Genomic DNA, 24571 nt, shown 5'->3' with positions numbered 1-24571 from the left:
GCGCTCTTCGGACTGCTGAGAGGGTGTGGCCGTCTGCCGACGCGGCCAGGCATCGGGCAAGACTATCGGGAGCCGGGACCGCTGAAGCAACGCCGGTCGATCGGCGCCGCTTCCATCACACCCCATCCCGGGTTTCGCCCAGGTGACAGGCGAGTCGCCGCGGCCGGGAGTTCCTAGTCCCTCGAAGGTAAGGATTTCATATCGTGAGAGACAGTGTCCGCTGAATGCGGGCCGCCGACGCGCGCATCCTGTGCAACGACGCCTCTATCTTCGGCAACCTGCTCGTACGGCACGAGACCGCGAGCGTTCCCACCACGGTTCCCGAGGCGTCGATGACCGGAACCGCCGCGCAGCCCGTACCGATCGCGTACTCCTCGCGGTCGAGAGAGTGCCCCGGGGACAACCGCAGCCGCCGGACCAGTTCGCGCGGATCGGTGATCGTGTTGGGCGTCAGCTCGACCAGGGGGTGCCTGGCGAGATAGTCCTGGCGAGCCTGGTCGTCGAGGTGGGCCAGCACGCACTTGCCGATCGCGGTCGCGTGCGCCGCCTCGTCGAAGCCGACCCACAGATCGACGCGAGGGGTCCGTGGACCGTCGGCGATGTCGATGACGCGGATCTCGCCGTCCTCGTGCAGCCCGAAGTACGACGCCATCCCCAGTTCGTCACGCAGAGCGGTCAGGGTCGGCCGGATGCGGGTCAGCAGCACCTGTGGGCGACTCTGGCCGTGCAGTGCCTCGAGCCGGTCCCCCAGCACCCACAGACCGTCCTCCAGCCGGTTGGCATAGCCCTCGTACGCGAGGGTGCGGAGCAGGTGATAGGTGGTCGCGAGCGGCAGCCTCGCCTCACGGGCGAGTTGTTTGGCGGGCGCGCCACCGGGGTGCGAGGCCACGGCCTCCATCAGATGCAGCGCTCGTCGCACCGAGGCGATCAACGTGGGTTTGCGACCCTCTTCCATCACGCACAGGGAAGCCCTGCGGCCGGGCCCGGTCAAGCCCTTTGCGGATAATGGTCACGAGGACATCACGAACCGTGGCGCGCGACGCCGAATTCGTACGCTACCCACGGGTATAACTCACGCGAAACTTACTGGAGCATGCGACACCCCGCAGGAGGAGTCGACATGAATCAAGAGAGCGCCCACGTCGACGAACGCACCGCCCGCAAGGTCGCCGAGGAGGCACGCGAGACCGAGTGGCGGCGGCCCAGCTTCGGCAAGCAGCTCTTCCTGGGCGACTTCCGGCTGGATCTGATCCACCCGCACCCCGGATCGGACGACGAGGCGCGCCGCAGGGGCGAGGAGTTCCTCACCCGGCTGCGGGAGTTCTGCGCGACCAAGATCGACCCGATCGCCATCGAGCGCGACGCGCGCATCCCCGACGACGTCGTCGGCGGCCTCAAGGAACTCGGCGCCTTCGGCATGAAGATCCCCGAGGAGTACGGCGGGCTCGGCCTCACGCACTTCTACTACAACCGCGCCCTCATGCTCGCCGGCTCGGTCAGCGCGGCGCTGGGCGCGATGCTGTCCGCCCACCAGTCGATCGGCGTGCCGCAACCGATCAACCTGTTCGGTACCCCGGAGCAGAAACGCGCCTTCCTGCCCCGCTGCACGAAGGAGATCAGCGCGTTCCTGCTCACCGAGCCGGACGTCGGATCCGACCCGGCGCGGCTGCACGCGACGGCGGTGCCTTCTCCCGACGGCGGCGAGTACGTGCTGAACGGCGTCAAGCTGTGGACGACCAACGGCGTGGTGGCCGACCTGCTCGTCGTCATGGCCCGGGTGCCCGCTTCGGAGGGCCACCGGGGCGGGATCTCGGCGTTCGTCGTCGAGGCCGACGCGCCCGGCATCACCGTCGAGAACCGCAACGCCTTCATGGGGCTCCGGGGCATCGAGAACGGCGTCACCCGGTTCCACGACGTACGGGTGCCCGCCGCCAACCTCATCGGCAGGGAGGGCGCCGGTCTCAAGATCGCCCTCACCACGCTGAACACCGGGCGGCTGGCACTGCCCGCCTTCTGCGCGGCGGCGGCCAAGTGGTCGACCAAGATCGCGCGCGAGTGGTCCAAGGCGCGGGTGCAGTGGGGCCATCCGATCGGGAAGCACGAGGCGATCGCCAAGAAGCTCTCGTTCATCGCCGCGACCTCCTACGCCCTGGAGGCGATGGTCGACCTGTCCAGCCAGCTCGCCGACGACGAGCGCAACGACATCCGCATCGAGGCGGCACTGGCCAAGCTGTACGCCTCCGAGATGGCCTGCCGGATCGCCGACGAGATGGTGCAGGTGCGCGGCGGGCGCGGCTACGAGACCGCGGAGTCACTGGCGGCCCGGGGCGAGCGCGGCGTACCCGCCGAGCAGCTCCTGCGCGATCTGCGCATCAACCGGATCTTCGAGGGGTCTTCGGAGATCATGCGGCTGCTCATCGCCCGTGAGGCGGTCGACACCCATCTGTCCGTTGCGGGCGACCTCATCGATCCCGAGGCCACCAGGCAGCAGAAGACGCACGCCGTCGCCAAGGCCGGCGGGTTCTACGCCAAGTGGCTCCCGACCCTGGTGGTCGGCGCCGGCCAGCGACCCGGGGCCTACGCGGACTTCGGCCCGCTCGCCGGTCACCTTCGCTACGCCGAGCGCGCCTCTCGCAAGCTGGCCCGATCGATCTTCTACGCGGCGAGCCGGTGGCAGGGACGGCTGGAGCGCAAACAGGGCTTCCTCGGCCGGATGGTCGACATCGGCGCCGAGCTCTTCGCGATCAGCGCCGTGTGCGTACGCGCCGCCAAGGACGCCGCCGAGGACCCGACGCGAGCGCGCTCGGTGTACGAACTGGCCGACGTGTTCTGCCGGCAGGCTCGGACCCGGGCCGAGGAGCTCTTCGACGGGCTCTGGCGCAACACCGACGCGATCGACGTCCGGTTGGCCGAGCGGCTGCTGAACGGCAATTATGCGTGGGCGGAGGAGGGTGTGCTCGACCCGTCGATCCCCGGGCCCTGGATCGCCGACGTGGAGCCGGGACCGGCGGAGCGAAAGGACGTGCACCGCACCATCGGCTGAAGGGTGAGCATGTACGAGACCATCGTCTACGAGGTCGGGGACCGGATCGCGCACATCACGCTGAACCGGCCGGAGGCCCGCAACGCGCTGAACGACGTCATGATCGAAGAGCTGCTCGACGCGTTCGGCCGGGCCAAGGCCGACGACGAGGTACGGGTGATCGTCCTCACCGGCGTCGGCGATCGGGCCTTCTGCGCCGGGGCCGACCTCGGCGGCGCCGACCGGGCACGGCGCGCGGGCCGCTCGATCGCGGGGGTGGACGGCACCGGCCGCTCGATCGCGGGAGTGGACGCGCAGGACACGGGCGCCCCCACGGGTGACGGCGCGGACGGGCCCGCCCCCGCCACCGGTGCCATTCGCGCCAGCGCGCCGTACCGGCTGTTCACCGCCTTCCCGCGCCTCGGCAAGCCGATCATCGCGCGGCTGGCCGGGCACGCCATCGCCGGCGGGCTCGGCCTCGCCGCGTCCTGCGACCTCGTGATCGCCGCCGAGGACGTCAAGCTCGGCACTCCCGAGGTCAACGTCGGCCTCTGGCCGATGATGATCATGGCGATCATCAACCGCAACGTCGCACCCAAGCAGGCGTTCAAGCTGTACTACACCGGTCAGACGATCAGTGCGCGGGAGGGCGTCCAGGTCGGGCTGGTCACCGAGGCGGTACCCCGCGACCGGCTCGACGCGCGAGTGGACGAACTCGCGCGGACCATCGCGGCGAAGAGCCCGGTGGGGTTGCGGCACGGCCGGGACGCGTTCTTCGCCATCGACGGGCTGCCCTTCGACGACCAGATCGCCCACCTGCTCGGCCAGCTCGTCGTGGTCGGTGCGACCGAGGACGCCAAAGAGGGCATCACCGCCTTCCTCGAGAAGCGGTCACCCGAGTTCACCGGCCGCTGAGCGACCACCGGCGGCCCGGGCACGTACGCCCCGGCGAGCGGCCCGCCCGGCCCGGGTCAGTCGCGTCCGCGGGCGTAGTGGCGGCGTGCCTTCGTTCGGTTGCCGCAGCGGCGCATCGAGCACCACTGGCGATTGCGGGCGGGTGAGCGGTCGACGAACCGGACACCGCAGTCGTCGGCCGCGCACACCCGCAGCCGGGCGAGCTCGCCATCGGTGAGCAGGCCGATCGCGTCCACCGCGATACCGGCCAGCGCCGTGGGCACGGCCGCCGCCGCGTTGCGCGTGAGCACCGGCCGTCCGTGCGCGTCCAGGCCGAGTGACGGCGCCAGGGAGGCCCCGGACGCCATCGCGTTGATCGTCGCCACCGCGCCCGCCGGCACGGGCCGCTCCTCGATGACCGCGAACGCGGCCGTGTCGACGGCGGCGCGCAGTTCGCGGGCCGAGAGAAGATCACGCTCGGTGGCCCGGACCGGTGCCGACACCTGTCCGGCCGCCATCGGCCCGGCCTTCGCCGGTCCGGCCCCCGACAGGCCGGCCGCCGCCAGCCAGGCCGACAGATCCGCAGAGGTCCGCAGCGTCTCGCGACCACCGGACATCCGATCGCGCAACGTGTTCAGCAGATCGACGGCCGGCCGGCCGCCGTCCCAGATCCAGCCTTCGGACATCTTGCGCGCTCCCTTCACTAACCAGATCATAGGGTTTAGGTACCTAACCGTCTGAAGGGGTTAGAGATGGCGATCGCGCGTGTGAACGGAATCCGGATGTACTACCACGTGGCAGGTGAAGGACCACTGATCGTGCTTCTGCACGGCTGGCCGCAGACCGGTCACTGCTGGCGGCACCTGATGGGACCGCTGAGCGAGAACCACACCGTGGTGGCACCCGATTTGCGCGGGTACGGCCGTACCGACAAACCCGCCGGCGGGTACGACAAGCGCACGATGGCCGACGACGTGCACCGGCTGGTGGGCTCTCTCGGGTTCGGCTCAGCGACCGTGATCGGCCATGACCGGGGCGCCCGGGTCGCGCACCGCTGGGCCCTCGACCACCCCGGCGACGTGGAGCGGCTCGTCGTCATGGACATCATCCCGACCCGGGAGATGTGGCGCCGGATGGACGCGGACCTGGCCCAGCGCACCTGGCACTGGCTGTTCCATCTGCAACCGGACCTGCCGGAGCTCATCGATATCGGCGCCTACGTGCGTCACATGATCCGGCAGTGGGCGCACATCCCACTGCCGGACGAGGACGTCGAGGAGTACGTACGGGCGTTCTCGGCGGTGGGCGCGGCACGGGCCGGCTTCGCCGACTACCGCGCGGCGTTCGCGGGCGACGCCGAACACGACGAAGACGACGCGGGGCGCCGGCTGACGATGCCGGTGCGGGTCCTCTGGGGAGAGCACAGCTTCCTGCAGACCCTCGACCCGGTGGCGATCTGGCGCGACTACGCCGAGGACGTGACCGGGACGGTGATCGAGGACTGCGGGCACTTCCTCGCCGAGGAGCAGCCCGCCAGGGTCCTCGAAGAACTCGCCCTTCCCGCCCGGCGAGGGGTCAGACGCGTTCGATGATGGTGGCGTTGGCCTGGCCGCCGCCCTCGCACATCGTCTGCAGGCCGTACCGGCCGCCGGTGCGCTCCAGCTCGTGCACCAGCTTGGTCATGAGCACCCCACCGGTGGCGCCGAGCGGGTGGCCGAGCGCAATCGCGCCGCCGTTCGGGTTGGTCTTCTCCAGCGAGGCGCCGGTCTCGCGTGACCACGCAAGCGGCACCGGGGCGAAGGCCTCGTTGACCTCGAAGACATCGATGTCGTCGATGGACAGCCCGGAGCGCTTCAGCGCCTTCTCAGTCGCCGGGATCGGGCCGGTCAGCATGTAGACCGGGTCCGAGCCGCACACCGAGAGCGTGTGGATGCGCGCCCGTGGGGTGAGGTTGTGCTGCTTGACGGCCTCCTCGGAGGCGATGAGCAGTGCCGAGGCGCCGACCGAGATCTGCGAGGCCACCGCCGCGGTGATCTCCCAGCCGTCGCGCAGTGCCTGGAGACCGGCCATCTTCTCCAGCGAGGTGTCGGCGCGTGCGCCCTCGTCCTTGACCAGCCCGGCCAGGGGTGCGATCTCGCGATCGAAGTATCCGGCCTCGATGGCCTTGACCGCGCGCCGGTGGCTCTCCAGCGCGAAGGCCTCCAGGTCACCGCGCTTGAACCCCCACTTCTCGCACATGAGCTGCGCCCCGCGGAACTGGGAGACCTCCTGCTTGCCGTACCGCTCGGCCCACCCTTCACCCCACGGGAGACCGGTGTTCGGCGCGACGGAGGCGCCCATCGGGACCATGGCCATGTTCTCGACGCCGGCGGCCACGACGAGGTCCTGCGTACCGGACAGCACCGCCTGAGCGGCGAAGTGGATGGACTGCTGGGACGAGCCGCACTGCCGGTCGATGGTGACACCGGGCACGTTCTCGGGCAGGCCCGCGGACAGCCACGCGGTGCGGGCGATGTCGAGGGTCTGCGCACCCACCTGCATGACGCAGCCCATGATCACGTCTTCCACGGCCGCCGGGTCGACCCCCGTACGGTTCACGAGCTCCTTGAGCACATGAGCGCCGAGGTCGGCGGAGTGAACGTCTTTGAGGGCGCCCTTCTTGGTGCCCACGGGGGTACGGACCGCACCGACGATGTATGCCTCGGCCACAGCGCCTCCAAGTCGAGGTAGGTTTTCCGTGCGAGAAACCGAGCGGGATTCGGTCAGTACGAGGTTACCCCGATCCGGCCGGAAATCCGTATGACCCTCCTCTCTCCGGCATCGCCGGGCACGCGCGAGGATCCGGCGGCCCGCTCACGTGGCCAGTGATGCCCTGCCGGTCGGGAGCAGGTCGGCGTCGTCCCACAGGGACTCCCGGGACAGCCGGACGAGCAACTCCAGCAGTTCGGGACAGTCCTCGGGCGACCAGTCCGCCAGTAGCCGGACCAGCACCTCCCGCATCGACTCGTGCAATCGTTCCGTGACCACCTTCCCCGCATCGGTGATCAGAAGATCGGCGTCGCCATGGCTGACCAGGCCTTCGGCGATGAGCCGATTGACGTACGGGCGCCCCTCGTCCACCGTCTCGCCGGCCCACTCGGCGAGTGCGGTGGGTGAGACGGCCCCGAGCCGTTCGATGCGGCACAGCATCCACAGGCTGGACGGAGGGCAGTCGACGCCGATCTGCGCGCCGAGGTCGCGATACACCTCCCGCACCGCCTGCCGGGCCTCCGGGTCATTGCGGAGCAGCCGGAAGATCATGCGTTCGATCTCGCTCCGCGATGAGCAACCGGTCGGTGCGCCACCGAGGCAGTGACCGAGATCGGAACCCTGCATCGTGACACGCGCCGACACTTCGCGCAGGATGAGCGCGAGGAGCACCCCGGCCAGCACGACGGGAATGGCGACCTCGAACATCGTGTGGAACGACCGGGCATAGGCGTCGATGAACTCCCCTCGCTGGGCCGGCGGCAACCGGCGGAGCGCCGTCGGGTCGTGCTGGATCGACTCCGGGTTGAAGCCCACCGGCAGCGTGGCGCCGCTCAGCGCCTCGGCCACCCGGAGGTTCAGCCGGTGGCTGAAGATCGCGTTGAAGATCGTGATGCCCATCAGCGCGCCGATGGACCGCAGCAACGTCACGCCGGAGGTCGCCACCCCCAGGTCGCGATAGTCGACCGCGTTCTGTACCGCCATCACCGGCACCTGGACGGCCAGACCGAGCCCGATCCCCAGCATGCAGAGGGAAAGGGCCATCTCGAACGTCGACGTCGTCGTGCTCACCCCGGAGAGCAGGATCAGCGCCATCGTCGTGATCAGCATTCCGGCGACCAGGTAGACGCGGTACCGGCCGCTCGCACCGATCAGGTAGCCGGTCAGGACCGAGAACGCGAGCAGGGGCAATACCAGCGGAAGCAGATGGACCCCGGAGATCGTGGCGGATGCTCCGCTCACGGCCTGCAGCAGGGCCGGCAGGTACGTGATGCTGCCGAACAACACGAAGCCCACGACGAAGTCGATCGCACCGCCGACGACGAAGACCGGGTTGCGGAACAGCCGCGGAGGCAGAGCGGGCTCCCGCATGCGGCGCTCGGTGAACCACCAGGCCAGCGTCATCACCACGCCGGCCGAGCCGGTCAGGAGCACCCGGTAGTCGGACCAGTGGTAGCGCACCAGGCCGAGGACCGTCAGCAGGATGAGGCACATCGCGACGGCCAGCAACGCCATGCCCATGTAGTTGACGGAACGTCGCTCGCGCTCGGGCCGCTCCGGTAGCACGATCGCGAGCGTGGTGAGGATCACCACGCAGATCGGCAGGTTGACAAGGAAGATCCACCGCCACGACAACTGGTCGGTGAAGAACCCTCCGAACACCGGCCCGGTGACACTGCACACCCCGTAGATCGCGCCGAGGATACCCAGATAGCGGCTGCGCTCACGAGGCGGGAACAGTTCGCGGACCATGGCGAGGGTCAGCACGATGACACCACCGGCCCCCAGCCCCTGCAGGACCCGGAAGCCGATCAACGAGTCCATGCTCCATGCCTGGCCGCAGAGAGCCGACCCGGCGAAGAAGAGCCCGATCGCCACCATGAGCAGCGGCTTGCGGCCGAGTTGATCACCGAGCCGGCCCCATGTCACCGCAGAGGCGATCATGGCCAGCAGGTACGCGGTGATCACCCAGCACTCCGGCCGCAGGCCCTTGAACTCACCGTTCATCACCGGCAGCGCCGTGCACGGGATCGTCTGATCCAACGCGGCGAGCAGCATGGCGACCATGAGCACACCGACCGAGACCGTTCGGCCCTGTGCGCTCAAGGGAGTGTGCTCAGGCTGGACTTGCATCCCCCGCGATCCCCCGGTTACGTACGGCAACGAAGACCTACCCGGTTCCCCGGCACCCTGACCACACGAACCGGCGATGAGCGGGTCCGGATGCGGTGATCTGTCGATAATGGAGGCCGGCATTGACGGCACAGGGTGGCGAACGGCCCCCAGAGGAGGCGACGCGATCATGAGCGAACCAGGCGAGCCGCCCCGCGAGGTGTGCTCGTGACCACCGACCTGATCGCACTCCTCGTGGTGGCGATCCTCTGTGCCTTCTGCATCCGGTGGGTCAGCGTGAGGTTGCGGTTCCCGGTGCCCGCGTACATGACCGTCATCTTCGTGTTCGTGCTGGTGGTCGCGGCTCTGTACGGTCGAAGCCTCGATTAGCCCAAAATGGTCTGAACTTCCGCACAATTCGCGGAGTCTTACCCATAAGGGCTTTACGCCGGGCGACGGGAGACCAGACGTGCCCCACAGGACCCTCGGGACGGAGGCGACGGTCACTGACGATGCGCTGAGCGCCGACCTCAGCCGTCTGGTGGACTTCGCCGAACCGGCTCTCGACGATGTGTGCCTCGACATCTCCCTCAACTGCCGGCGGCTCGCCGAGGCGATGGCCCCGCGCACCCGCGCCGTCACCGTCGTCGACGCGGCCCCCCAGCCGACGCGGCCGGCGGGCCCGCCGGCCCTGACGGTACGGGCCGACGCCGGCGCCCTCCCCTACCGCGACGACTCGTTCTCGCTGGTCACCGTGCGGTGGTGCCTGTACCGCCTGGCCGACCCGCGCCAGGCGCTGCGCGAGATGCTCCGCGTGTGCCGGCCCGGCGGCCGCCTGATCATCGCGGACATGGTCCGCAGACCCTCGACCGGCGACCGGGATCGGCTCGAACGGCTCCGCGACCCCGGCCACCCGTCCACTCCCTCCATGGACGGGCTCACCGAACTGCTCGCCGACGTGGGCGCCGAGGTCCGCCGTCTCGACATCTTCACCATCGAGCGGCCCGCCGAGCCGTGGCTGGCCGGCGCCTTCGACGAGAGAGCCGCCGTCCAGGTCCGCCAAGCGCTCACCGCCGAGGTCGACGGGGGACCCAAGACGGGTGCCCGGCCACGAGTGATCGGCGGAGAGCTGTGGTTCACGCAGTCACTGGCCCATGTCGCCGCCGCACCGGTGGGACGGCCGGATCGAGCCGACGAGCCGGGCCCCCCACACCTCACCAGCGGCCACTGAACGACGACGACCGAACGACCGGCCACTGGACGGCGGGCTACCGAACGACCAGGACCGCGGCGCCGTTCACCCGGTCCGCGGCCAGATCCGTGAGCGCCCGGTCGGCGTCGGCCAGATCGTACGGCGTGGTCGCCACCGAGAGCCGCGGGGGCTCGGCCCGCGCGAATGTGTCGGCGAGACGAAGGAACTCCTCGCCGTCGGCGCGGGTGTTGGCCGTGACCGACCGGATCTGCCGCTCCTGGAACAGATGCCGCTGGTAGTCGAGTACCGGCACATCGGAGAGGTGGATTCCGGCGATCGCGAGCGTGCCGCCCCGGTCGAGCCGTTCCAGCGCGGCCGGTACGAGCCCGCCGGCCGGCGCGAACATGATCGCCGAGTCGAGCGGCTCGGGCGCCGCGTCGAAGGAGTCGCCGGCGGAGGACGCCCCGAGGGCCAGCGCCAGCGACCGCGCTTCGGCCGACCGGGTGAAGACGTGCACCGTGGCGCCCTCGGCCAGCGCGACCTGCGCAGCGAGATGGGCTGATCCGCCGAATCCCCAGATGCCGAGCCGCCCGCCCGGAGGCAGCGCGGCCCGGCGCAACGCCCTGTAGCCGATGATCCCCGCGCACAGCAACGGCGCGACGTCGACGTCGTTCCAGGCCGGCGGCAGCGCGTAGACGTACGCCTCGGGCGCGACGGTGTACTCGGCGTAGCCGCCGTGCGCGTCCCACCCGGTGTACGTCGATGACGGGCACAGGTTCTCCGCGCCCCTGCGGCAGTACGCGCACGAACCACAGGTACCCCGCAGCCACGCCACTCCGACGCGGTCTCCGACGGCGAACCGCCGCGCACCATCGCCCGTGCCGACGACCTCGCCGACGATCTCGTGTCCCGGGGTCACGCCCGGCAGGTGCGGCGGCAGGTCACCCTCGGCGACGTGCAGGTCCGTACGGCACACCCCGCACGCGCTCACCCGCACCAGCAGCTCCCCCGGCCCCGGCTCCGGCACGTCCCGATCGATCAGCCGAAGCGGCCCGCCGGCCATGGCCCCCGGCCGCTCGACCACCCAAGCCCGCATATGCCCACCGTAGAGCTCGCACGAAAGAAACCAGGACAGCAAGCGCGGCAACGGCGAGCCACCACCACGCGAGCGACCCCTGCTCATCGCGCCGAAGGCGCTCCAGGCAGATCCCGCGCGATCGCGCCGAAGGCGCACCAAAGCGGGATGCGGAGCGAGCTCGCAGGCCGAGCAGCCCGAGCCGTTAGGCGAGGGCGTCGTGAGGAATGCCGTTAACGCAGCGGCAGTTCGAACCACACCGCCTTGCCGTCCTTGGTCGGCCGTGATCCCCACCGGGTCGCGAGCTGGTCGACGAGGTAGAGCCCTCGCCCGCCCTCGTCGGTCTCGCCGGCGCTGCGAATGCGCGGAAGCCGCATGTCGGAGTCGAACACCTCGACCCAGATCGATTCGGCGCCGCGGCGCAGTCGCAGCCGGAACTCCTTGGACACCGGTTCACGGCGGTGCAGGTCGCCAAGGTCCCATGGCGTCTCGTCGAACGCGAAGACCTGGGCGCCCTCGAGGACGAGTTCCCGCGTGGGTGCCGGCGAGGCGGCGTGCAGGACGACGTTGGTGACGACCTCGGACACCAGCAGGCAGGCGAGTTCGGCCTTGTCGTCGACCATGCCCCAGGCGGCGAACGTCTCAGCGGCCATCCGCCGCGCTTCGGACACCATGATCGGCTCGGCGGAGAAGGCGCGTTGCTCGACCGCGAGCTCCTCGGCGGACGTGCGGACCACAACGATGGCGGCGTCGTCGTCGATGTCACCGGGGACGGCCTGGTAGGCGGCGTCGGCGATGCTCTCGACGTCGCGCCGGGCCACCGCCGCGACGGCGTCGCGCAGCATCTGCCGGGACTGCTCCCGGGTGTAGTAGTCGCCGTCCTCCTTGGGCCGCCGCTCGATCAGCCCGTCGGTGTAGAGGATGAACGTGGCCCCCGGCTTGAGCTCGCAGGTCTCCTCGTTGAACAGGATGTCGCCCCCGACGCCGGGGCCGCGCACGCCGAGCATCGCGCCCTTGCTGTTCAGCTCGAGGTCGGAGACCTCACCGTCGACGATGAGCAGCGGTGGATCATGGCCGGCGTTCGCGAACGACAGCGTTCGCGACCAGGCGTCGTAGACGAAGTAGGTGCATGAGACGAGTGGTGGACGTACGGTCTCGTCGCCGTAACGGGGACGGTCCGGACGCTCCATCGTGCGCACCCACTCGTCGAGCTTACGCAGGATGTCGGCGGGCGACTTGTCGTCCTGGGCGAAGGCGCGCAGGGCCGCGCGCAGCTGTCCCATGATGGCGGCGGCCCGGGCGCCGCGGCCCTCGACGTCGCCGATGACGATGCCGACGCGGCCGGCCGACAGCGGGATGACGTCGTACCAGTCGCCCCCCACCTGGGTCTGGACCCCGTGACCGTGCGACTCGAGCGGTTTCGCGGGCTCGTAGCGCCATGCGATCTTGAGCCCGTCGAGCTTGGGCGGCAGGTCACCGGGCAGCAGGTTCTTCTGGAAGGCCAGGGCGGTCTCGCGCTCCTCTTCGAAGAGCATCGCGTTGTCGATGGCCAGCGCGACCCGGCTGGCGATGGCGCCGACCAGGTCGCGGTCGAAGCCGTCGTAGTGCGGGTCGGGCCGCTTGCTGAGATTGGACAGCGCGAGGCTCATGACCCCGAGGAGCTCACCGCGGGCCAGCAGCGGGGCGGCGATCACCGAGGTGATGCCCATGTCGTCACCGAGCCGCTGGCTGGACTCGGTCGGCGCGGAGAACCGGTGCTGCACGATGTCCTCGACGAGCACGGCGTCGCGCCGGTTCATCGCCTTGGCGCAGAAGTGCTCGGCCGGATAGAAGATCGGTTCGTCGACCTCGGCCCACGTGCCGGGCGGCGGGGCCCAGCCGGCGGCGTGCCGGGAGACCCTGCGGAAGAGCCGGTCACCGGCGAAGAGGTCGATGAAGACGTGGTCGGCGAACTGCGGGACGAGGGTGTCGGCCACGCGGCGCAGCGTCTGCTCCAGCTCGAGTGACGCCGAGAGGCGCTCGCCGATCCGGTCCAGCAGCCCGTACCGGTCCTGGTCGCGTTGGTTGCTGCGAAGCGCCTCACGGGCGAAGATCACGATGCCGTCGATGGCACCGGAGGGGTGCCGCAGGGGTACGGCGTGCGCACGCGTGTAGACGGTGCTGCCATCGCCGCGCACGTTTGAGAAGGTGCCTTCCCAGACGCCGCCCTTGAGCACGTGCCGGGCGAGCTCGGTCGCCTGGTCGTGGTCCTCTTCGGCGATGCTCAGGGACAGCACGGAGTGGCCGACGTACTCCTCGCCGTAGCCGAACAGATCCGCGGCGAACGCGTTGCCGTAGATGACGTTGCTGAAGCGGTCACAGACGATGACCGCCATCTCCATCTGGCCGAGGACGGTCTCTGGCGGCAGCAGGGACTCGAAGGGCGACTCCCCCCAACGCTTCATATGGCTGCCACCTTGCCGTCGATCACCGGGCGCGACATCGCGGATACTGCACGGACCTCCCCTGTATTGAACGACGCGCAGGCGGTCCGGATACGTGGGAACAGCGTCTCGGTAAGGAGATTTTCGGTACAGACCGCGGGCACCGGAGGGAGATTCTCAACGCTTCGTGACGAAGACGTGCTCGGCGATATGGCGGGACAGCTCGGTCGCAGGAAGGTCGGGCTCATCGTCACGCGTCACTCGCACACCATCGTCGCCGATCGCGAGAACCACCTCGCGTCCAGGTTGTATCCCGACCAGTTTGAGTCTAAGCATCAGGTCGCTGTCGCTTTGGACCTGTTCGCTGATCCGGCGCACGACGGCCGGCGTGCCACTCGTCGTGGCGACCCGGGTCATGGCGATCAGGGCCTCCTGCGAGGCGTCCTCGGACTGACCGCCGAGCTCGTCGAGCGCGGGGATGGGGTTGCCGTGCGGGCACCGGGTGGGGTTGTCCAGCAGCGCGACCAGCCGCCGCTCGACCTCCTCGGACATCACGTGCTCCCAGCGGCACGCCTCGATGTGCACGTCCTCCCAGGGCAGACCGATGACGTTGACCAGAAGGCACTCGGCCAGGCGGTGCTTGCGCATCACCCGGGTGGCCAGACCGCGTCCGGACTCGGTCAGCTCCAGGTGGCGATCGCCCTCGACTCGGAGCAGTCCGTCGCGCTCCATTCGCGCGACCGTCTGGCTCACCGTCGGGCCGCTCTGCGACAGGCGCTCGGCGATGCGCGCGCGGAGGGGGATGATCCCCTCCTCCTCAAGCTCGAAGACCGTACGGAGATACATCTCCGTTGTATCGATCAGGCCGTGTGAGGTCATTTCCCTCCAGTCTCGCCCTCAGAGTCTACTTCCTCCCGCCGCCTCGCGCGGGCTCCCGGCACATCCGCTGAACACGATCGAACCCGAGGTCCGGACCTTGGGACGCACCCGGAGATCGGACCTAGGGAGAGAGTCGCTCCACCGCCCACTCCGCGCCGGCGCGGCGATAGCGAAGCCGGTCGTGCAGACGGTCCACCCCACCTTGCCAGAACTCGAGCGCCGAGGGGACGACCAGATAGCCGCCCCAGAAATCCGGAAGCGGCACCGGGCCGGGTTCCGGCCACGCCCGCGCCGCGCGCGCGTATCCCGCCTCGAGTTCCTCGCGCGACGGGATCACCGACGACTGCCGCTCGCTGGCCCACGCCCCGATCTGCGAGCCGTACGGGCGGGAGTGGAAGTAGGCGGCCGACTCCTCTCGCGGCAGGCCCTCCACGGCCCCCGCGACGATCACCTGCCGGCGCATCGGGTGCCACGGGAACAGCAGTGTGGCCCGTGGGTTCTCCGCGAGATCACGCGCCTTGCGGGACAGGTGGTTGGTGAAGAACCGGAAACCGGCCGGGCCATGCCCTTTCAGGAGCACCGTCCGCGCGCTCGGCTCTCCGTCGGCCGAGGCGGTCGACAGCACCATGGCGTTCGGCTCGGGCAGGCCGGCGGCGATCGCGTCGGCGAACCATCGCTCGAACTGCTCGAACGGATCGGCCGCGAGCTCGGACTCGATCAGACCATGACCCTCGTAAGCTCTCCTGAGCTGAGCCGGGTCGCGTGACGTGGGCTGCACAATCGGTAAGCCTCTCACCAGGGGATTGCCAATCTCACACGGCCTGGGGGTACTGAGCGGTAACCCAGACAGGGTTGAATAGCTCGTTAACGTGTTTTCACCACAAGTGGGGACGAAAGGCAGGACGTAACATGTCCGACTTCAAACCCGGGCTCGAGGGAGTGGTCGCCTTCGAGACTGAGATCGCCGAGCCCGACAAAGAAGGCGGGTCCCTCCGCTATCGCGGGGTCGACATCGAGGATCTCGTCGGCCGCGTCTCTTTCGGGGACACGTGGGGCCTGCTCGTGGACGACAGCTTCAGCCCCGGGCTCGCTCCGGCCGAGCCGTACCTTCTCCCCTTGCACTCGGGTGACGTGCGCGTGGACGTGCAGAGCGCCCTGCCGACCATCGCACCGGCGTACGGCATGCGCCCGCTCCTCGACATCTCCGACGAGCAGGCCCGTGAGGACCTCGCCCGCACCTCCGTGACGGCGCTCTCGTTCGTCGCGCAGTCGGCCCGCCCCCTCGGCCTGCCGATGGTGCCGCAGAGCCGGATCGACGAGGCGGGGACGATCACCGAGCGGTTCATGGTGCGGTGGCTCGGTGAGCCCGACCCCCGGCACGTCAAGGCCATCGACGCCTACTGGACCTCCGCCGCCGAGCACGGCATGAACGCCTCCACGTTCACCGCCCGGGTGATCGCCTCCACCGGCGCCGACGTCGCGGCCTCGATGTCCGGCGCCATCGGCGCCATGTCCGGCCCGCTGCACGGCGGCGCTCCGGCGCGCGTGCTACCGATGATCGAAAAGGTCGAACAGCTCGGCGACGCCCGCAAGGTCGTCACGGACATCCTCGACAACCACGAGCGGCTGATGGGCTTCGGCCACCGGGTCTATCGCGCCGAGGACCCGCGCGCCCGGGTGCTGCGCCGGACCGCCAGGGAACTCGACGCGCCCCGGTACGAGGCCGCCCAGGCTCTTGAGGACGCCGCCCTCGCCGAGCTGCGCGAGCGCCGCCCCGACCGCCCGATCGAGACCAACGTCGAGTTCTGGGCCGCCGTCATCCTCGACTTCGCCGAGGTTCCGCCGTCGATGATGCCCGCGATGTTCACCTGTGCACGTACGGCCGGATGGGCGGCGCACATCCTCGAACAGAAGCGCACCGGCAGGCTGGTCCGGCCGAGCGCCCGTTACATCGGCCCGGCGCTCCGCCCGGTCTCCGACGTCCCCGGCGCCGAGGCCCTTTCCCAGTCCTGATCTCCACCCGCGCCCCCCGCCACCCGATCCCCCGCCGCCCGGTCATCATGAGCGGGCGACCCCGAGACCAGCGCACCGCCGGCCTGAGCGTTCCCGGCTGTTCGGGGGGTCGGGTGCGTCCAGGACGGCGGGCGTTCCGGGGCATGGTCGGATCGGTCGTGTTCGCGGTGCCACCGGCTGCTGAGATCAGGGCCCTTGTGCTGAGATCAGGAGTCCTTCAAGCCGGGGCAGGACCACGACAGCCGCTCCGCCTTCTCACGGACCTCGGCGACGAGTTCGTCGTCGCTGAGCAGTGGCTGCGGATCGGTGCTCATACGGAAGGCGTCGAAGAGCCGCGTCACCTCGTCGACCGCACCGTCGCCGTAGGGCACGGCTTGGGAGTGGTCGGGATGGGTCTCACTCATCGGTCATGTCGCTTCCATCGGACCCGGTGAGCCGCGACCCCGCGGGAAGGGTCTCTGCCCGGAGGATCGATCGCAGCCGAGCCAGAGCACGAAAGGCCTGGCTACGGACTGTCGACACCGAACAGTCTAAAATATCCGCGGCCTCATTCGCGCTGAGATGTTCCCAGTAAAGCAGGACGATCGCCGCTCTCTGCCGGAGCGTCAGCCGGGCGAGGGCATCGAGCAGCAGGAGCCGATCCGCGACGCCTTCTTGAGCACCGTGTTCGGGGTCGGGCTCGGGTAGCCGGTCGTAGGGGAACTCGCGTGACCACCGGGGTGCTCTGTGGTCACTGATGAAGGTGCGGACCAGCACTGTTCGGGTGTAGCCCGCCAGTTCGTCTCGTCGATCAAGACCCTGCCACCGGAGCAGCACCTTGATCAGTGTCTGTTGGACCAGGTCATCCGCCTCGTACCAGTCCCCGCACAACAGATAGGCCTGACGACGCATGTCCGGCCGGATCGCCTTGACGAAATCGGTGAACCCGCTGTCCGACATGTAATGACAATATAGGCAAAAGAATCTTGACCCAAGGTGCAATGGATCGGGCGTCCGCCGCGTGTAGATACGTGGAGGGCGACTCACACATCGGCAGGCGGCAGGTCGGCCGATCCATGCCGGCATCGTGGAGTCGCTGACGCATGCCCTGATATCGCTACTGCGCCATTCGCACGGCGATGACGCGGGCATGAATCGAGCCTCGGGTCGCGCAAGCCTCGGTCCGGGAGAAGGGAGGACAACGTGACCGGGGCGTTGGCAGCCGACCCGATATCGGCACTGGCGGAAACGCCGGGCCTCCTCGATCCTTACCCTGTCTATGCACGGCTGCGTGAGTCCGATCCCGTGTATTGGAGCGATCGCATCGAGTCCTGGGTTCTCACCCGTTATGACGACTGTGTGTCGGTGCTGCGCGACCCCGCGTCTTTCGCGTCCGACTGGCGGCGGATAGGCGAGCGCATACCCGAGCCGATGCTCAGCATCCAATCGCTGGATCCACCGGCGCATACTCACATCCGGCATCTCATGGTGGACGCCGTCCGCGCGTTGGACCAGCGCGCCCTGGAGCGGACGATCGCAGATCAGGTCCGCGCCCGAGCCGACCGGCTGCGCGGCCGGTCCGGTTCCGACTACGTCGCCGAGTTCGCGGAGCCTCTGGCGCTCGAGACGATCACCGCCGTTCTGGGTGTGCCGCCGCTCGAGCCCGCATGGTTCCTGCCCATCTCCCAGGCGATCGTCGACGGAATGGACGCCGGAGTCTGGCCCGAGACCGGCGCTCCCGCGGTGGCGGCCCGAGCGGAACTCGCCGAACTCGCCGCCGGCTGGCTCGCCGACCCACCGAAGGAAGGCCTGGTGGGCTATGTCGCGGCCCACGCGGCGGACTCCGGTATCCCCCGCCCGGTTCTGCTGAACACCCTTCGGGCTGTACTGCACGCTGGATTCGAATCGGCGGGCAGACTGCTCGGCAACGGCCTCCTCGCGCTCCTGGCCGAGCGGGACGCGCTGACGTGGCTGGCTCAAAGCGACCTTTCCCGTGCGGTCGACGAGCTCGTTCGCTTCGACGCACCAGTGCAGGCGGACGGCCGGGCATGTGTCGTGGAAACGCGTATCGGTGAGCAGGTCATAGCGGCCGGCGACCCCGTGACGATGCTCCTGGGCGCCGCCAACCGCGACCCCTCCCGGTTCCCCGATCCGGACATGCTGGACTTCGCACGTCATCCCAATCAACACCTGGGCTTCGGCCGCGGCGCCCACTCATGCCTCGGACAATCCCTGGCCATTCTGCAGGCGCGTGTCGTCTTCGGCATTCTGGCGGCCGAGTACCCGGGAATTCGGACCGTGAGCGAACCCGTCCACCGGCGTAACCTCACGCTGCGTGGGCTCGCCGAACTCCATATCAGTATCAACTAGATATCAGTATCAACCAATATGAAGGAGGTGACCGCAATGCGTTACATCCACTGAAAACCGTAGCGGATGCCCGGCTGTACCAGCGCATGGAGACGACATTGCGCAGTACAGCCGGGCACCACGGTTCGCTCACCATTCCTTCCGTGCCTCGTGCTCCGTGCTCCGTGCTCCGTGCTCCGTGCTCCGTGCTCCGACCAGAGGAGATAGCGATTTTCAGCGCGCTCGATCATCCCCGCCCTTCTCGTACCGGCTCCGCCGTCGGCCGATCCCGCGCACTGCGTTCTGATCGCCGGGAGACGCCATGAGGATCGCTTCGCGTACCGCGACGGCCGTCATCGCCGCGACCGCCACCCTCGTGGCCACGGCTCCGGCGGCAGGTGCCACGGGTCCCGCTGACGGGCAGTGGCTGGCGCACCGGCTCGCGCAGACCACCACCGGAGCGGACGCCTGGGGGCATCTGCGGGCCTTCGACCGGATCGCCGACGGGAACGACGGCGTGCGGGCCACGGGTACGCCGGGCTTCGCCGCATCCGCCGACTACGCCGCCGCGGTGCTCAAGGCCGCGGGATACCGGGTGCGGCAGCAGGCCGTTCCGTATGCCGACTTCCACTTCGACGCCGAGAACGCCCGGCAGATCTCGCCGGCGGCGCGGCAGGTGCGCACGCTCGCGATGAGGTGGACCCCGGTCACCCCGCCCGGCGGTTTCACCGCTCCGCTCGTGGTGGCCCCGACGACATCGGGGAACGTTGACGGCTGCTCGGCGGCGGACTACGACGGCCTGCCGGTGCAAGGGTCGATCGTCCTCGTCAGACGGGGCTCCTGCGGCTATGCCAACCAGCAGAAGGTCGCGGCCGCCCTGGGCGCTCGGGCGATATTGATCTATCTCGCCACGCCGAGCCCGGAGAACATCTACCGGCTGTACGCCTTCAACCGCCCGGACTTCACGATCCCGGTGGGCACCGTCTCGCAGGCACAGGCCGAGGCGCTCGCGGCCGACGCCGCCCAGCAGGAGGTACGGCTGCACCTCGAACTGCGCGGCCACGAGGTGACCGGAACGACCACCAACCTGCTGGCCGAGACGCGCGGCGGCCGCTCCGAGCACACCGTGATGGCCGGCGCGCATCTCGACAGCGTGTCCGAAGGACCCGGCATCAACGACAACGCCTCCAGCGTCTCGGCCCTGCTGGCCACCGCGTTGCGGCTGGCGCCGCACCAGCACCGGGTGCGCAACAAGGTGCGGTTCGCCCTGTGGGGAGCCGAGGAGCTCATCGACGTCGGCTCCAAGTACTACGTGGCGAACCTGTCGTCTCGCGAGCGGGCCGACATCTCCCTCTACATCAACTTCGAGATGATCGCCGCACCCAACTTCGTGCGCTTCATCATGGACAGCGATGCCAGCGACCAGCCGCCCGGCAGCCCACCGGGACCGCCTGGCTCGGGGGCCGTCGAGGAGGTCTTCAAGCAGTACAGCAGTAGGGTCGGCCTCCCGTTCGCTGCGCACAACATCGCGGCCGTCGGGTCCGACCATGAGCCCTTCATGGCCGCCGGCATTCCGGTCGGCGGAATGAACGGCGGCGCGTTGGGGGTCAAGACACCTGCCGAGGCGGCGAACTTCGGCGGTCAGGCCGGTCAGCTGTACGACCGCTGCTACCACCAAACCTGCGACACGCTCAGCAGCCTCAACCGCCAGGCGCTCAATGAGAACGTGCCCATCATCGCCTGGGCCGTGGGGCGCTTCGCCACCGACGTCTCCGACGTGGAGGCGGGCAGCGGCGAAGCCGGCCCGCATGGCACCGGCGCACCGCCGGACGTCCAGGTCCTCGACCGGGCGCGGACACCGCATCGCACATGAGTCCCGGGAGGTCGCCTAATGATCACTTATCCGGAGGCGGCGCCGCTGGCGTCCTTCTTCGACGTCGCCCGGCTGAACGCCGATCTCGACGTGCTGCGGCATGAGCGCTGGGGTGCCCAGCGGCCGTTCGGACAGGACGGCCTGCACCGTCAAGCGGAGATCGACTGGCAGATCCTGCCGTTGCGCAGCATCGGCGGCGATCCGGCGCGCACCGACGCCGGCGGGGCCGGTTTGGCGGATTACGCCGACACGCCATGGCTCGCCAAGTCCCCGTACCTCGGCGAGACGCTCGCCGCCATTCCGGCACCCGTGCGGGGCGTACGGCTGATGGCCCTCGGCGTGGGCACCACCGTGCACGAGCACCGCGATTCGAAGTACGGGTTCTCGTACGGGACGCTGCGCCTGCACGTGCCGATCGACACCAACCCGGAATCCATCGTGGTCATCGACGGCCGACCTCGTCACTGGGACGCGGGCCGACTCTGGTTCGGCGATTTCGGCCGGCTTCACTACGTCGCCAACACCGGGGACCGGGCCCGCGTCCACATGGTGATCGACTGTCTCATCACGCCAGAGCTCATCGAACTGTTCCCCCCGGACTTCCGTGAGCGGCTGCCCCGAAGCGAGGTGGTGTTCGCGAGCGACCCGGTCCCGCTCACGGCGGCCGAGGTCGCCGGGTTCCGCTGTCGCTTCGCCGTGCCCGGCGAGTTCCCTCAGTGGTCCGAGGACGAGACGACCGCCGAACCCGACGTCGAAGGTGCGATCGAGGTTCTCGACGGCCGCCTGGTGCTCACGATCGGTGGTGAGCCCGCCTTCGGTCTCGTACACCTGGGGCTCGGCGAGTTCCGCCTCGTCGGGTGGACCGGGGAACGCACGATCGTCGTCGACCCCGCTTCGACCGTGCGGTTCCGGGTTCGCGAGGGGCGGCGGCTGGACGAATCGATCCGCCCGGCGCGGCCGGCGTAGCGGACCGGTCCGGTAGGGCGGCAGGACAGGTTCGCCGGTCCTGCCGCCCTGGGGCGGTACTGACCGCTACGACGGGGGCCGGCGCCGCCGCACCACCCAGGCCGTGAGCGCGACGACGGTGCCGATGGCGGTCACGGCGATCGCGCGGGGGACGAGCGCACGGGTCAGCGCGTCCCGCTGGCGGCGTTGGAACGTCGCGGTGTCGTTCTCCCGGGGGAACGGATCCGCCGGCTCGGGTACGCCCAGGAACGCGCAGAGCGGCGCCCACCCCTCACGCACGTCGAACACCAGCAGCCGGTCGGCCGGTACGTGCGCCCGTACGTTCGCGATGTGCTCCTCGAAGGACGCGAGCGAGTGATCCCGGTCCGCGAACCGCCCGCCGACCTCCTTCTCCCACGTCAGCCGCTGTACTTCCTCGAGGACCTCGTCCTCGGCGCTGTGACCGCGTGGCCCGCGCCAGCTCAGCAGGCGGACCAGGAGCGGCTGTGGCGCGATCGACGCGGAGACCGTACGGGCCGCGCTGTCGTACCACTTCTCGGGGTCTCGGACCGTGAGGACGACCTTCGCGGCCGGAAACGCGTCAACGATCTCTCGCCAGAACGCGGTGCCCGGTGAGCCGACGCTGGACTCATAACCGGCGAATACCCGGTCCCAGTCGACCGATTCAGCGTCTTTGGCCGCGGCGGCCCAGTCGGCCGCCCGTCGCGGCTCGGAAGTGAGGGCCCGCATGTTGTAGCACGGACCGTATCCGAGCTTATCCAGGGCCAGCGCAAGTGTAGTAGTGCCAGTGCGTAGTAGACCAACTCCGATGATCTGCACGCGAGAAGAATACTACACAAACTGCGCTCAAACGACTAAGGAGAAGAATCGAATATGGAGCCTAATATCGGATAAATCGTGCATTTCGGCGAGTTTCAGCGACGGGCGACGAGCGTGCCGGGATCGTCGTCGCGGTCCGGTGCGGGAGCGAGGGCGGTGCCCGCTATCGCATTCAACCCGGCCTTCGCCAGGTCGGACAGAACGGCGTCCGGGCGGTGCAGATAATGGGCGCGCTCGACGACCTCGGTGGCCACCAACGCGTCGCCGTGGTAAGTACGGTAGACAAATCGCAGGTGGGCCTGTTCCTCGTCCACCCGCCGGGCCGTCGAGGACATCTCGTACCGGCATTCGCCGACTGCCGCACGATCCACGACGCGCTCGGGCCAGTCCGGCACCGCCTCGGCCAGCACCATGTCCATGGCGACCTCGCCGTCGTCGGCCAGGTGCTCGACCAGCGTCGCGAAGAGTGTGCCCCGGTCCCGCGGAGGGACATGTTCCAGCACGCCGGCCAGGTATACGAAGTCGAACCGGCGGCCCAGCCGGAACGTCGGTGCCGCGCTCTCCAGCACTGTGACGCGGTCCAGCAGGTGCGGACGTTCGGCGAGCTTGGCCAGCAGCACGGCGCGCATGGTCGCCGAGCGTTCCAGGCACACCACGCTCGCGACGCGCTCGGCGACGGCCAGGGTGACCCGGCCGGTACCCGGTCCGATCTCCAGCGCGCTCCCGCCCTGCGGTGCGCGGTCGGCGAAAAAGCGCGGGTTCGGCAGGGCGCCTTCACCACGTACGGCGCGGAAGAGATCGTAGTAACCGGGCTGGAAGACGTAGGGATCGGTGCCCAGTGGGGCTATCTGCGACGGGCTCACCATCGGTCGTCACCTGTCTTTCGAAACTCCAGAAGTGCGTCGCTAATTGCGCGGGTGTCAACAGCAGCGGTACGAGAAGTGGGACCAGTTGTGGACGGCCTCCCATGTCATGCGTTACGTGTTCGGCTCGCCGGCGCCCTTCGGCTCCGGGGCCGCCGCCGGTATTTCCGGCTGGGCTTCGGTCGAATACCGGGCAAGCCATATCGCGCAGCCGCCGGTGACCACGGCGATCAGGACCAGCATGACCCGATAATCCACGACGAGCGACAGCCCGGCACCGAGCGCGATGGAGATCGTTTGTGGAGTGCTCACGAGACCCATCGCCGCCGTCAGGGCCCGGCCCTGAATCTCGGCGGGCGATCGGCGCTGCACCACCGTGATCATGCCCACCGTCGTCCAGCAGATACCGGCGCCGAACACCACCGCGCCCGCCGCCACCACGAAGACGTTCGGAGCGAGGTAGAGGACGGCGGACACGGCGATGAACGCGATCCCGATCATCACCTCTCTCACGTCGCCCACCCGCCGGCTGAGCCGGCCGGCCGCCAGCCCGGCGGCGATCGCCCCCGCTCCCTGCAAGCTGCTCAGCACACCGATGAAGGCGGCCGCACGGTGCAGCCCGTCATCGACGATCGAGAAGATGAGCGTCTGGGTGAATCCGGTGACCAGCAGGGCGGTGCCCAGTGCGATGACGACATTGCGGAGGGCGGGCGTACCGAACACGTGGCGCAGACCGGCAAGCATCTCGTCGCGCAGGGACACCGATTTCTCAACACGTCGTTCTTCGTCCGGAGTTCGGATACGCCACACGCACAATGCCGCCGCGAGGAACGTCACGGCGTCGAGCATGGCGATGGTGTGTCCGCCGACGAGCGTGAAAAGCGCCGCGCCGATCAGCGGCGCCAAGAGCTTCACACCGTCGCTTACGGTCTGCAGGAGACCGTTCGCATCCGGCAGTTCGGAGTCGTCGACGATCGACGTGATGAGGGCCGCCTGGGTCGGCGTGATGATTATGCCGGAGACGCCATAGCAGAACGTTACGGCGTACAACAGCCAGACCTGGTCGGAGTTGTGCACCAATAGGGTCAGGAGCAGGGTGAATGCCATCGTCACGTTGGCGACGATGAAGACCAGACGCCTGGGGAAGCGGTCGATGATGACACCGGCGAACGGGGCGAACAGATAGGGGAATGCCACAAAAAAGAACGCTCCACCCGCGGCGGCATTGCTGCCGGTCAACTCCTTGACCCAGATGCCGAAGGCGATGATGAGCGCTCTGTCCCCGAGCGTCGAGAGGGCCTGCCCGAAGAACAGCAGCAGGAAGCCACGGTTTCGCAGCAGAACCTTCAACGCCGGACCCTCCC

General features: G+C 69.1%; 22 protein-coding genes. 9 read left to right on the top strand and 13 right to left on the bottom strand.

Features of this window, described 5'->3' with window-relative positions:
• Positions 1-196 precede the first annotated feature (196 nt).
• A complete protein-coding gene (locus tag HKK74_RS09205) occupies positions 197-955 on the bottom strand; it encodes an IclR family transcriptional regulator (RefSeq protein ID WP_187242691.1) in 759 nt (252 codons plus the stop codon).
• Between the two features lie 165 nt (positions 956-1120).
• Between HKK74_RS09205 and HKK74_RS09200 the strand changes: the two genes are divergently transcribed.
• Both HKK74_RS09200 and HKK74_RS09195 read left to right on the top strand, forming a co-directional pair.
• A complete protein-coding gene (locus HKK74_RS09200; protein WP_187242690.1) occupies positions 1121-3043 on the top strand; it encodes an acyl-CoA dehydrogenase family protein in 1923 nt (640 codons plus the stop codon).
• A gap of 9 nt (positions 3044-3052) precedes the next feature.
• On the top strand, positions 3053-3937 hold the full coding sequence (locus tag HKK74_RS09195; RefSeq protein ID WP_187242689.1) for an enoyl-CoA hydratase/isomerase family protein: 885 nt from the start codon (positions 3053-3055) through the stop codon (positions 3935-3937).
• Positions 3938-3993: 56 nt separating this feature from the next.
• On the opposite strand, the gene HKK74_RS09190 is transcribed toward HKK74_RS09195, so the two are convergent.
• Positions 3994-4620, bottom strand: coding sequence for a CGNR zinc finger domain-containing protein (locus HKK74_RS09190; protein ID WP_222722062.1), 627 nt, complete (start codon positions 4618-4620; stop codon positions 3994-3996).
• A gap of 48 nt (positions 4621-4668) precedes the next feature.
• Between HKK74_RS09190 and HKK74_RS09185 the strand changes: the two genes are divergently transcribed.
• Entirely contained in the window at positions 4669-5508 is an 840-nt protein-coding gene (locus tag HKK74_RS09185; RefSeq protein WP_187242687.1) for an alpha/beta fold hydrolase, read from the top strand.
• On the opposite strand, the gene HKK74_RS09180 is transcribed toward HKK74_RS09185, so the two are convergent.
• Both HKK74_RS09180 and HKK74_RS09175 read right to left on the bottom strand, forming a co-directional pair.
• Entirely contained in the window at positions 5492-6625 is a 1134-nt protein-coding gene (locus HKK74_RS09180; RefSeq protein WP_187242686.1) for an acetyl-CoA C-acetyltransferase, read from the bottom strand. The genes HKK74_RS09185 and HKK74_RS09180 overlap by 17 nt on opposite strands.
• A 144-nt stretch (positions 6626-6769) precedes the next feature.
• Positions 6770-8770, bottom strand: coding sequence for an MFS transporter (locus HKK74_RS09175; RefSeq protein ID WP_187242685.1), 2001 nt, complete (start codon positions 8768-8770; stop codon positions 6770-6772).
• Between the two features lie 234 nt (positions 8771-9004).
• Here HKK74_RS09175 and HKK74_RS09170 point away from each other — a divergent pair, with 234 nt between their 5' ends.
• Both HKK74_RS09170 and HKK74_RS09165 read left to right on the top strand, forming a co-directional pair.
• A complete protein-coding gene (locus tag HKK74_RS09170) occupies positions 9005-9166 on the top strand; it encodes a hypothetical protein (RefSeq protein ID WP_187242684.1) in 162 nt (53 codons plus the stop codon).
• A gap of 79 nt (positions 9167-9245) precedes the next feature.
• Positions 9246-10007, top strand: a complete 762-nt coding sequence (locus tag HKK74_RS09165; protein WP_187242683.1) for a class I SAM-dependent methyltransferase — start codon at positions 9246-9248, stop codon at positions 10005-10007.
• Between the two features lie 37 nt (positions 10008-10044).
• Here the strand turns inward: HKK74_RS09165 and HKK74_RS09160 are convergent, their stop codons facing one another.
• The 4 genes from HKK74_RS09160 to pdxH all read right to left on the bottom strand — a co-directional run bounded on the left by HKK74_RS09160 (position 10045) and on the right by pdxH (position 15123).
• On the bottom strand, positions 10045-11064 hold the full coding sequence (locus HKK74_RS09160; protein ID WP_187242682.1) for a zinc-dependent alcohol dehydrogenase family protein: 1020 nt from the start codon (positions 11062-11064) through the stop codon (positions 10045-10047).
• A 212-nt stretch (positions 11065-11276) separates the two neighbouring features.
• Complete coding sequence (locus HKK74_RS09155) at positions 11277-13487, bottom strand: ATP-binding SpoIIE family protein phosphatase (RefSeq protein ID WP_187242681.1); 2211 nt, start codon at positions 13485-13487, stop codon at positions 11277-11279.
• Positions 13488-13643: 156 nt separating this feature from the next.
• Positions 13644-14345 carry an iron-dependent transcriptional repressor DtxR gene (locus tag HKK74_RS09150; RefSeq protein ID WP_187242680.1) on the bottom strand — a complete coding sequence of 234 codons (702 nt, stop codon included), beginning with the start codon at positions 14343-14345 and terminating at the stop codon, positions 13644-13646.
• A gap of 121 nt (positions 14346-14466) precedes the next feature.
• Positions 14467-15123 (bottom strand): pyridoxamine 5'-phosphate oxidase, encoded by a 657-nt coding sequence (pdxH, locus tag HKK74_RS09145; protein WP_187242679.1) that lies wholly within the window; start codon positions 15121-15123, stop codon positions 14467-14469.
• A gap of 131 nt (positions 15124-15254) precedes the next feature.
• Between pdxH and HKK74_RS09140 the strand changes: the two genes are divergently transcribed.
• A complete protein-coding gene (locus HKK74_RS09140) occupies positions 15255-16358 on the top strand; it encodes a citrate synthase 2 (RefSeq protein WP_187242678.1) in 1104 nt (367 codons plus the stop codon).
• Between the two features lie 206 nt (positions 16359-16564).
• Here the strand turns inward: HKK74_RS09140 and HKK74_RS09135 are convergent, their stop codons facing one another.
• Together HKK74_RS09135 and HKK74_RS09130 are read right to left on the bottom strand one after the other, a co-directional pair.
• Positions 16565-16762, bottom strand: coding sequence for a hypothetical protein (locus HKK74_RS09135; protein WP_187242677.1), 198 nt, complete (start codon positions 16760-16762; stop codon positions 16565-16567).
• A complete protein-coding gene (locus HKK74_RS09130) occupies positions 16755-17297 on the bottom strand; it encodes a SigE family RNA polymerase sigma factor (protein ID WP_187242676.1) in 543 nt (180 codons plus the stop codon). Before HKK74_RS09130 ends, HKK74_RS09135 begins: the two co-directional genes overlap by 8 nt.
• A 243-nt stretch (positions 17298-17540) precedes the next feature.
• On the opposite strand from HKK74_RS09130, the gene HKK74_RS41320 reads away from it, so the two are divergent.
• From HKK74_RS41320 to HKK74_RS09115, 3 genes are all read left to right on the top strand, one after another.
• Positions 17541-18707, top strand: coding sequence for a cytochrome P450 (locus HKK74_RS41320; RefSeq protein ID WP_187242675.1), 1167 nt, complete (start codon positions 17541-17543; stop codon positions 18705-18707).
• A gap of 301 nt (positions 18708-19008) precedes the next feature.
• Positions 19009-20559, top strand: coding sequence for a M28 family peptidase (locus HKK74_RS09120; protein WP_187242674.1), 1551 nt, complete (start codon positions 19009-19011; stop codon positions 20557-20559).
• A gap of 18 nt (positions 20560-20577) precedes the next feature.
• Positions 20578-21525 (top strand): aspartyl/asparaginyl beta-hydroxylase domain-containing protein, encoded by a 948-nt coding sequence (locus HKK74_RS09115; RefSeq protein WP_187242673.1) that lies wholly within the window; start codon positions 20578-20580, stop codon positions 21523-21525.
• A 66-nt stretch (positions 21526-21591) separates the two neighbouring features.
• On the opposite strand, the gene HKK74_RS09110 is transcribed toward HKK74_RS09115, so the two are convergent.
• From HKK74_RS09110 to HKK74_RS09100, 3 genes are all read right to left on the bottom strand, one after another.
• Positions 21592-22344: a sulfotransferase family protein gene (locus tag HKK74_RS09110; RefSeq protein ID WP_187242672.1), complete on the bottom strand. Its 753-nt coding sequence runs from the start codon at positions 22342-22344 to the stop codon at positions 21592-21594.
• A 95-nt stretch (positions 22345-22439) separates the two neighbouring features.
• The gene (locus tag HKK74_RS09105; RefSeq protein WP_187242671.1) at positions 22440-23210 is read right to left on the bottom strand and encodes a class I SAM-dependent methyltransferase; all 771 of its coding nucleotides are present in this window, start codon (positions 23208-23210) and stop codon (positions 22440-22442) included.
• A gap of 111 nt (positions 23211-23321) precedes the next feature.
• Positions 23322-24557 carry an MFS transporter gene (locus HKK74_RS09100; RefSeq protein ID WP_187242670.1) on the bottom strand — a complete coding sequence of 412 codons (1236 nt, stop codon included), beginning with the start codon at positions 24555-24557 and terminating at the stop codon, positions 23322-23324.
• Between the last annotated feature and the right edge of the window lie 14 nt (positions 24558-24571).

It is taken from the genome of Actinomadura alba (assembly GCF_014323705.1).
GTDB classification, from domain to species: Bacteria; Actinomycetota; Actinomycetes; order Streptosporangiales; family Streptosporangiaceae; genus Actinomadura_C; species Actinomadura_C alba.
This window is presented reverse-complemented; position numbering and strand designations above follow the sequence as displayed.

Coding starts and splice junctions, on each gene's coding strand:
- HKK74_RS09205 (WP_187242691.1), bottom strand. CDS start 955: ATGGAAGAGGGTCGCAAACCCACGTTGATCGCCTCGGTGCGACGAGCG.
- HKK74_RS09200 (WP_187242690.1), top strand. CDS start 1,121: ATGAATCAAGAGAGCGCCCACGTCGACGAACGCACCGCCCGCAAGGTC.
- HKK74_RS09195 (WP_187242689.1), top strand. CDS start 3,053: ATGTACGAGACCATCGTCTACGAGGTCGGGGACCGGATCGCGCACATC.
- HKK74_RS09185 (WP_187242687.1), top strand. CDS start 4,669: ATGGCGATCGCGCGTGTGAACGGAATCCGGATGTACTACCACGTGGCA.
- HKK74_RS09160 (WP_187242682.1), bottom strand. CDS start 11,064: ATGCGGGCTTGGGTGGTCGAGCGGCCGGGGGCCATGGCCGGCGGGCCG.
- HKK74_RS09155 (WP_187242681.1), bottom strand. CDS start 13,487: ATGAAGCGTTGGGGGGAGTCGCCCTTCGAGTCCCTGCTGCCGCCAGAG.
- HKK74_RS09150 (WP_187242680.1), bottom strand. CDS start 14,345: ATGACCTCACACGGCCTGATCGATACAACGGAGATGTATCTCCGTACG.
- HKK74_RS09140 (WP_187242678.1), top strand. CDS start 15,255: ATGTCCGACTTCAAACCCGGGCTCGAGGGAGTGGTCGCCTTCGAGACT.
- HKK74_RS09135 (WP_187242677.1), bottom strand. CDS start 16,762: ATGAGTGAGACCCATCCCGACCACTCCCAAGCCGTGCCCTACGGCGAC.
- HKK74_RS09130 (WP_187242676.1), bottom strand. CDS start 17,297: ATGTCGGACAGCGGGTTCACCGATTTCGTCAAGGCGATCCGGCCGGAC.
- HKK74_RS09120 (WP_187242674.1), top strand. CDS start 19,009: ATGAGGATCGCTTCGCGTACCGCGACGGCCGTCATCGCCGCGACCGCC.
- HKK74_RS09115 (WP_187242673.1), top strand. CDS start 20,578: ATGATCACTTATCCGGAGGCGGCGCCGCTGGCGTCCTTCTTCGACGTC.
- HKK74_RS09105 (WP_187242671.1), bottom strand. CDS start 23,210: ATGGTGAGCCCGTCGCAGATAGCCCCACTGGGCACCGATCCCTACGTC.